At 73.0% G+C, this 8436-nt stretch carries 7 protein-coding genes; 5 read left to right on the plus strand and 2 right to left on the minus strand.

Features of this window, described 5'->3' with window-relative positions:
* The first annotated feature begins 42 nt into the window (after nucleotides 1–42).
* The 4 genes from AB0G56_RS10790 (at nucleotide 43) to AB0G56_RS10805 (ending at nucleotide 6330) form a co-directional block, all read left to right on the plus strand.
* The gene (locus tag AB0G56_RS10790) at nucleotides 43–1500 is read left to right on the plus strand and encodes a bifunctional glycosyltransferase family 2/GtrA family protein (protein ID WP_360966807.1); all 1458 of its coding nucleotides are present in this window, start codon (nucleotides 43–45) and stop codon (nucleotides 1498–1500) included.
* Complete coding sequence (locus AB0G56_RS10795) at nucleotides 1497–3860, plus strand: glycosyltransferase family 39 protein (protein ID WP_360966810.1); 2364 nt, start codon at nucleotides 1497–1499, stop codon at nucleotides 3858–3860. Before AB0G56_RS10790 ends, AB0G56_RS10795 begins: the two co-directional genes overlap by 4 nt.
* Nucleotides 3861–3980: 120 nt before the next feature.
* Entirely contained in the window at nucleotides 3981–5510 is a 1530-nt protein-coding gene (locus AB0G56_RS10800; protein ID WP_360966813.1) for an MFS transporter, read from the plus strand.
* Nucleotides 5511–5565: 55 nt separating this feature from the next.
* Entirely contained in the window at nucleotides 5566–6330 is a 765-nt protein-coding gene (locus AB0G56_RS10805; RefSeq protein WP_360966816.1) for a TetR/AcrR family transcriptional regulator, read from the plus strand.
* 18 nt (nucleotides 6331–6348) lie between these two features.
* Here AB0G56_RS10805 and AB0G56_RS10810 read toward each other — a convergent pair whose 3' ends face one another.
* Nucleotides 6349–6822, minus strand: coding sequence for a PPOX class F420-dependent oxidoreductase (locus AB0G56_RS10810; RefSeq protein WP_360966818.1), 474 nt, complete (start codon nucleotides 6820–6822; stop codon nucleotides 6349–6351).
* A 100-nt stretch (nucleotides 6823–6922) separates the two neighbouring features.
* A complete protein-coding gene (locus AB0G56_RS10815; protein ID WP_360966821.1) occupies nucleotides 6923–7276 on the minus strand; it encodes an STAS domain-containing protein in 354 nt (117 codons plus the stop codon).
* A gap of 248 nt (nucleotides 7277–7524) precedes the next feature.
* Here AB0G56_RS10815 and AB0G56_RS10820 point away from each other — a divergent pair, with 248 nt between their 5' ends.
* Nucleotides 7525–8250, plus strand: coding sequence for a GAF and ANTAR domain-containing protein (locus AB0G56_RS10820; RefSeq protein WP_360966824.1), 726 nt, complete (start codon nucleotides 7525–7527; stop codon nucleotides 8248–8250).
* Nucleotides 8251–8436 lie beyond the last annotated feature (186 nt).

The following is an 8436-nucleotide window of genomic DNA, read 5'->3' on the forward strand; positions in this document are numbered from 1 at the left end:
CACCACATGGGTGCGACAGGGCAGTTGAGAAGAGTCGCCGCCATGCGAACCGACTCTTCCCCCGGTAACCTCCCGGCTCGGGAGCACCTCCCGGCCATGGATGCCGGTACGCCCGTACTGGACGTGGTGATCCCCGTCTACAACGAGGAGAAGGACCTCCGGCCCTGTGTGCTCCGCCTGCACGAGCACCTCACCCGCACCTTCCCGTACGCCTTCCGCATCACGGTCGCGGACAACGCCTCCACCGACGGCACCCCGCGAATCGCGGCGGAACTGGCCGCGGAGCTGGCCGCGGTCAGCAGCTTCCGGCTGGAACAGAAGGGCCGGGGCCGGGCCCTGCGGACCGTGTGGTCGGCCTCCGAGTCGCCGGTCCTCGCCTACATGGACGTGGACCTCTCGACCGACCTCAACGCGCTGCTGCCGCTGGTGGCGCCGCTGATCTCCGGCCACTCCGACCTGGCGATCGGCTCCCGGCTCGCCCGCAGTTCGCGGGTGGTGCGCGGCGCCAAGCGCGAGTTCATCTCCCGCTCGTACAACCTGATCCTGCGCGGCTCGCTCCAGGCCCGCTTCTCCGACGCGCAGTGCGGTTTCAAGGCGATCCGGCGTGACGTCGCCCAGGTGCTGCTGCCGCTGGTCGAGGACACCGGGTGGTTCTTCGACACCGAGATGCTGGTCGTGGCCGAGCGGGCCGGTCTGCGCATCCACGAGGTGCCCGTCGACTGGGTCGACGACCCGGACTCCACGGTGCACATCGTGCGGACGGCGACCGAGGACCTGAAAGGTGTGTGGCGGGTCGGCAAGGCCCTGGCCACCGGGTCGCTGCCGCTGGACCGGCTCGCCCGCCCCTTCGGGGACGACCCGCGCGAGGGGGACCTGCCGGACGTGCCCGGGGGGCTGGCCCGGCAACTGGTCGGGTTCTGCGTCGTCGGCGTCCTGTCCACGCTCTTCTACCTGGTGCTCTACAGCCTCTTCCGGCAGTTCTCCGGATCCCAGATCGCCAACGCGCTCGCCCTGCTGGTGTCGGCGGTCGCCAACACCGCGGCCAACCGGCGGCTGACCTTCGGGGTGCGCGGGCCGGGCGGTGCGGTGCGGCACCAGGCGCAGGGCCTGGTCGTCTTCGTCATCGGCCTCGCGCTGACCAGCGGTTCCCTGGCCGCCCTCAACGCGGCGACCAGCTCGCCCGCGCACTCCACCGAGCTGGCGGTGCTGGTGGCGGCCAACCTCGCGGCCACCGTCCTTCGCTTCCTGCTCTTCCGCGCCTGGGTCTTCCCCGAGCGGCGCGACCTGCCCGCCGGTACACCCGCGGAGGCGGCCGTCACCCGGGACGTACCGCCGATGCCGGTACCTCCGGAGCCGCACCCGCACCCGCATCCGCACCCGCACCCGCACATCCACCTCCCTTCGACCGCCGGTTCGCCCCCGCCCCCGGCCCCGGCCCCGCCCCCGGCCCCGACCCCCACTCCGGCCCCGTACGCCACCGACCCCAAGGACTTCCGATGACGACCGATCACGACCGGAGCAGCCGGCAGGCGGGTACGGGACCCTCCTCCTGGGGCCCGCCCCAGGCCGCGCCCCCGACCGGATCTGCGACCGGATCCCCGGCCGCAGATCCGGCCACCCCCCTCGGCGCCGTCGCGACGGCCGAGCACCCCGCGCCGCCGGACGCCGTACCCGGCGCCGGGCCGGGGCAGCCCCTGGCGCGGCGCCTGTGGCGGGGCAGGCCGCAGGACCCGAGCTGGGCACGCCCCGCCCTCCTCGCCCTGCTGCTCGCCACCGCCCTGCTCTACCTCTACGGCCTGAGCGCCTCCGGCTACGCCAACTCCTTCTACTCGGCGGCGGTGCAGGCGGGCAGCGCCTCCTGGAAGGCGTTCTTCTTCGGCTCGCTGGACGCGGGCAACGCCATCACCGTGGACAAACCACCGGCGGCGCTGTGGCCGATGGCGCTGTCGGTACGGCTGTTCGGCCTCAGCTCGTGGGCGATCCTCGTCCCCGAAGCGGTCATGGGGGTGCTCACGGTCGCCGTGGTCCACGCCTCCGTACGCCGTCGGTTCGGGCCCGCCGCCGGTCTGATCGCGGGCGCGGTGCTCGCGCTCACCCCGGTGGCGGCGCTGATGTTCCGCTTCAACAACCCGGACGCGCTGCTCGCGCTGCTGATGGCGCTCACCGTGCACTTCGTGGTCCGCTCCCTGGAGGACGGGCGTACCAAGTGGCTGCTGTGGGCGGGCGTCGCGGTCGGCTTCGCCTTCCTGACCAAGACGCTCCAGGCCTTCCTCGTCCTGCCCGCGCTGGCCCTCGTCTACGGGGTCTGCGTGCCCGTGGCGCTGCGCAAACGGCTGGGGCAGCTCGCCCTCGCGACGGCGGCGGTCGTCGTCTCCGGCGGCTGGTGGGTGGCGATCGTCGAGCTGTGGCCCGCCTCCTCCCGGCCGTACATCGGCGGCTCGCAGAACAACAGCTTCCTGAACCTGACCTTCGGCTACAACGGCCTCGGCCGCATCAACGGCGACGAGACCGGCAGCGTCGGCGGCGGTGGCGGCCCGGGCGGACGCGGCGGCGGCTCGGGCCAGTGGGGCGAGACGGGCTGGGACCGGATGTTCAACTCCGAGATCGGCGGCCAGATCTCCTGGCTGCTGCCGGCCGCGCTGATCCTGCTGGTCGCCGGCCTCGTCCTGACCAGGAAGGCCCGGCGCGCCGACCTCACGCGCGATGCCTTCCTCGCCCGCGGCGCCTTCCTCGCCTGGGGCGGCTCGCTGCTGATGACCCTGGGCGTCTTCAGTTACATGGCGGGCATCTTCCACCAGTACTACACGGTCGCCCTCGCGCCCTACCTCGCCGCCGTGGTCGGCATGGGCGTGACCGCGCTGTGGCGGGAGCGGTCCCGGGCCTGGGTCCCGCTCGCGCTGGCCGCCGCCGTCACGGCGACCGCCGCGTGGGGGTACGTCCTGCTCCACCGCACGCCCTCCTACCTGCCGTGGCTCAGGTGGCTGGTCCTGGTCGGCGGTCTCGCCGCGGCCCTCGGGCTGGTCTTCGTGGCGCGGATCGGCCGGCGGCTCGCCGTCGTCGTGGCCGCCGCGGGCGTCCTGACCTGCCTCGCCGGTCCGACGGCGTACACGCTGAGCACGGTGCGTTCGGCGCACACCGGTTCCATCCCGACGGCCGGTCCGGCGGGCGCGGGCATGCGGGGCTTCGGCGGCCGGGGCGGCCCCGGCATGCGGGGCGGCTTCGGCGGGGGCGGCATGCCGGGCCAGAACCAGCAGAACGGCCAGAACCAGCAGAACGGCCAGACCGGCCAGGGCGGCCAGAACGGTCAGAACGGCAACCGGAACGGCAACGGCTTCCCGGGCGGCGGCACCGGCGGTTTCCCCGGCGGAGGCGGCATGCCCGGCCAGAACGGCCAGGGGCGACAGAACGGCCAGAACGGCAACAGCTTCCCCGGTCCCGGCGCCCGGACGGGCGAAGGCGGTCGTATGGGCGCCGGTGGCGGCATGGGCGGCCTGCTCGACGGGGCCCGCGTCTCCTCGGCGGCCAAGGCGCTGCTGGAGCGCAACGCGTCCGCGTACACGTGGGTCGCCGCCTCCATCGGCTCGCAGAACGCGGCCAGCTACCAGCTCGCCACCGGTGACCCGGTCATGGCGATCGGCGGCTTCAACGGCACCGACCCGTCCCCGACCCTGGCCCAGTTCCAGAAGTACGTGACGCAGGGGCGTGTCCACTACTTCATCGCCGGTGGCGGCATGGGCGGCGGCAGGGGCGGCAGCGGCACCGCCTCCCAGATCACCTCGTGGGTCGAGAAGAACTTCAAGAAGGGCACGGCCGGTTCGGCCACCTTCTACGACCTGACCCAGAAGGCCAGCACCGGCTGACGGCCGTTTCGCGCGGACCCGGAGAGGGGCGGTGGCCGGAGAACGGCCGCCGCCCCTCTCGGCGTACCCGCACGGAAATGTACTTGTACACCGTACGGGAGTAGTTCTACGGTGTATGGCATGTCAACCGCCTCCCCGGATCTGACCGGGGCCCCGAGCCGGCCGCAGCCCCAGGGCCACTCCCAGCGCTGGCTGATCCTGGGCGTCATCTGTCTCGCGCAGCTCACCGTGCTGCTCGACAACACCGTGCTGAACGTCGCGATCCCCTCGCTCACCCGCGAGCTGCACGCGGCCACCTCCGACATCCAGTGGATGATCAACGCCTACTCGCTCGTCCAGTCCGGGCTGCTGCTGACCGCGGGCAGCGCGGCCGACCGCTACGGCCGCAAGAAGATGCTGATCGCGGGACTGGCCCTGTTCGGCACCGGCTCGCTGGCCGCCGGACTCGCCCACTCCACCGGCCAGCTGATCGCGGCCCGCGCGGGCATGGGCGTCGGCGGCGCGCTGCTGCTGACCACCACGCTCGCCGTCGTGATGCAGATCTTCACGCCGGACGAGCACCCCAAGGCCATCGGCATCTGGAGCGCGGTCAGCGCGCTGGGCTTCGCCACCGGCCCGCTGATCGGCGGCTTCGTGCTCGACCACTTCTCGTGGGGCGCGATCTTCCTGATCAACCTGCCGGTCGCGGCGCTGGCCCTGGTCGCGGTCGTCGTCCTCGTCCCCGAGTCCAAGAGCCCCCGGGGCGACCGTCCCGACCTGCTCGGCGCGCTGCTGTCCACGATCGGCATGGCCGCGCTGGTCTACGCGATCATCTCCGGCCCCGCGCACGGCTGGACGTCGGCGCGGGTGCTGGTCACGGCGGCCGTGGCGGTCGTGGTGCTGGCCGCCTTCGCGTTCTACGAGAGCCGGATCCCGTACCCGATGCTCGACATGCACTTCTTCCGGGACCGCCGCTTCACGGGAGCGGTCTCCGGGGCGGTGCTGATCGCCTTCGGCATGGGCGGGTCGCTGTTCCTGCTCACCCAGCACCTGCAGTTCGTGCTCGGCTACGGCCCCCTGGAGGCCGGCCTGCGCACCGCGCCGCTCGCCCTCACCGTCGTGGTCCTCAACTTCTCGGGGCTCGCGGCCAAGGCGACGGTGCGGCTCGGTACGCCGGTGTCGATCCTGCTGGGCATGGTGCTGCTCTCCGGCGGCCTGGTGTCGATCGCCACCCTCGCCGGGCACGGGTACGCCGGTACGCTCCTCGGTCTGCTGCTGATCGGCGCGGGCACCGCGGTCGCCGGTCCGGCCATGGCGCACGCCATCATGAGCGCGATCCCACCGGACAAGGCGGGCGTCGGAGCGGGCGTCAACGGCACCCTGTCGGAGTTCGGCAACGGGCTCGGGGTGGCCGTGCTGGGGGCGGTGCTGACCTCGCGGTTCGCGGCGCTGGTCCCGGTGGCCGCGACCTCCCTGCCCGCCGCGCTGGCCGCCGCGCACGACCCGGCCGAGAAGGGGCGGGTCCTGGACGCCTACTCGTCGGGGCTGTCGACCAGCCAGCTGGTCGGGGCCGTCGCGGTGCTGCTCGGCGGCCTGCTGGCCGCCGCGTTGCTGCGCAGGGCCGAGCGGGCAGACTCGCAGGCGGCGGCTGCCGAGACCGGCGGAGCTTGATCCGTTGGACAGGATCTAGCATGACCGGCGTCGGGAGAACTGAGGAAGGTGCGCCATGGTGAAGGAAGCCGGGGCCAGGGGCGCGGCCCGTACCAGCGTCTGGCTGGCGGGCAAGGAACGCCGGGGCGGGCGCGGGGGCGGACAGCCGTCGGGTCTGGACCGGGACCGGATCACCGAGGCCACGGTGCGGCTGCTGGACGCCGAGGGGCTGGCCAAGTTCTCCATGCGCCGGCTCGCCGCCGAGCTGAACGTCACGGCGATGTCCGTGTACTGGTACGTGGACACCAAGGACGACCTCCTCGAACTCGCCCTCGACGCCGCCTTCGGCGAGTTCCCGCTGCCCGCGCCGGACGCGGACACCGACTGGCGCGAGCAGCTGCGCGGGCTGGCCGCCGCGTACCGGGCGCAGCTGGTGCGCCACCCCTGGCTGTCCCCGCTGGCCGGCCGCTACCTGAACATCGGCCCGAACCACCTGGCCTTCTCGCACACGGTGCAGCGCGTCATCCGCCGCACCGGGCTGCCCGCGCACCGGGTGACGAGCGCCATCTCGGCCGTCTTCCAGTTCGTCTACGGCTACGGCACGATCGAGGGCCAGTTCCTGTCCCGGACAGCGGACAGCGGCATGAGCCCGGACGACTACTACGGGCAGGCGATGCGCTCGGTGCTGGAGCACGGGCCGACGGCGGACTTCCTGCGGGAGTCCAAGGAGCTCATGGACGCCCGCGGCGGTGACACGGTCGCGGAGATGCTCGACCGGGACTTCACCTTCGCGCTGGACCTGCTGATCGCGGGCATCGAGGCCATGGTCGCCCGGGGCTGAGCCCCGCCGTGGCGCCCGCTACTGCTCCTCGGGGGCCGGCCGGGCCGGGAACCCGCCGGTGGCGACCGGGCCCCAACGCTCCGGTGTGACGCGGATGATCGACTTCCCCTGGTCGAGCATCGCCTGCCGGTACTCGTCCCAGTCCGGGTGCTCGCCCGCGATGTTGCGGTAGTACTCCACGAGCGGTTCGACGGAGTCGGGGGCGTCGACGACCTCGGCCGTGCCGTCGATCTGCACCCAGGGCCCGTTCCACTCGTCGCTGAGCACGACGAGGCTCACGCGGGCGTCCCGCTTGGCGTTGCGGGTCTTGGCCCGCTCCGGGTAGGTGGAGACGACGATCCGCCCGGAGTCGTCCACCCCGCAGGTCAGCGGGGAGGCCTGCGGGCCGCCGTCGGCGCGCCGGGTCAGGAGCAGGGCGCGGTGGCGCGGGCGGACGAAGTCGAGGAGTTCCTCGCGCGAGACGCGCGTGTTGGTCGCGATGCTGGGTGCCATGCGGGCAGCCTAGATCGTGCCGGCCGCCGGCGGCGGTCCGGCGGGTGTCCCCCTCGTGCCCTACCACCGGACGGCTCACCCAAGGCCGCGTCCGCCCCGCTCAGCGTCGCAGCGCCTGCTCCGCGTCGTCGTACACGGGCACGTCCCGGCGCACGCCGGTGACCTCGAGGACGCGGCGGGGGATGCCGTACGGGACCGCCGCCACCCGGAGCCGGACGTGCGGGGGCAGCCGGTCGCGTACGTCGATCACGAGACGGGCGCCCTGGGAGTCCATGAAGTCGGTGTGGGTGAGGTCCAGGACCAGCAGGCGCAGCCGCTCGGCGCGGGCGGTCGCGAAGGAGAGCACCCGGGAGCAGAGCGCGGGGGCGTTGGACAGGTCGATCTCCGGTGGCAGGACGAGCAGTGCGCGGGCGGGCGTGTCACGCACCCGGCACGGGCTCGGGAAGTGGGTCATGGCACTCACCTGCAGGTAGGCAGACATCCGTGCGCCCAGGCCCGTCCGCCGGACAGACGCTGGGCGGGGCCGCTTCCTGACCCGTCGTCCTCCATTGCACCACTGCCAAGCGGCGGTTCCCAGAGGCCGGGGCCGAGCGTCGACCAGGCGTAAGACACCTGGAAAGACGAGATAAGGTTCTGTTCGTCCTGTGCTCGCAGTCGGGAATGTGCTGCGGAGCTCTCCTGCGCATGGCCGTGATGCCGTGCATGCCGAAGAGGTTCGTGGTGCCTGCGTCCGACTTTTCTGAATTGCCCCGTTTTCCGGGGGACATCGAGCTGTCCGAAGCCCTGACGGTCGCGGCTCAGCAACTGCACGACACGGACAGCCCGCACAACACCATGCGCACCGCCGTCCGGCTCGCCGTGCACCTGCTGCCAGGCGCCGAGCACGCGGACATCTCGGTGACCGAGCGCGGCGGCCCGCGCCAGGCCGTCGCCTGGAGCGACGACGTCGTCCGCGCCGCCGGTGCCCCGCAGGGCGACGGCCGCGAGCCGACGCCGTACTGGGACGGGCTGTGGCACGCGCCCGTGGTGCGGGTGACCGACAGCGAGACCGAGGAAGGCTGCGCGGCACTGGCCGGTGCGGGACTGCGCTCGGCGCTCGCGCTGCGGCTGCGCGCCGAGAAGCGGCGGCTGACCGTGCTCACGGCCTACTCCGGCAAGCCGCGCGCCTTCGACGCGACGGCGACCCGGGTCGGCCGGCTGTTCACCGCGCACGTGAGTCTCGCCCTGGACTCGGCGACCGTGCGCGAGCAGCTCACCGAGGCGATGCGCACCCGCGACCTGATCGGCCAGGCCACCGGCATCCTCATGGAACGCCTGGACATCGACGCGGCCGAGGCCTTCGACAGCCTCGTGCGCGCCTCGCAGCGGGAGAACGTCAAACTGCGCGACCTGGCCCGCCGCATCGTCGACACGAAGAACGCCACGTGACGACGGGCGGCGGGGGCGGGCCGGGCGCCGGAAACCGTCAGGCCGCGGGCAGGGACTCGCCCTGGACCGCCTGGATGTCCAGTTCCACCCGCAGGGTGGTGCCGATGGCGGCGATGCCCGCCTGGAGGACCTGGTTGTAGTTCATGGCGAAGTCCTCGCGGCGCAGTTCGGTGGTGGCGCGGAAGG

The sequence above is a fragment of the Streptomyces sp. NPDC021356 genome (assembly GCF_040641015.1).
In the GTDB taxonomy this organism is placed as follows: Bacteria; Actinomycetota; Actinomycetes; order Streptomycetales; family Streptomycetaceae; genus Streptomyces.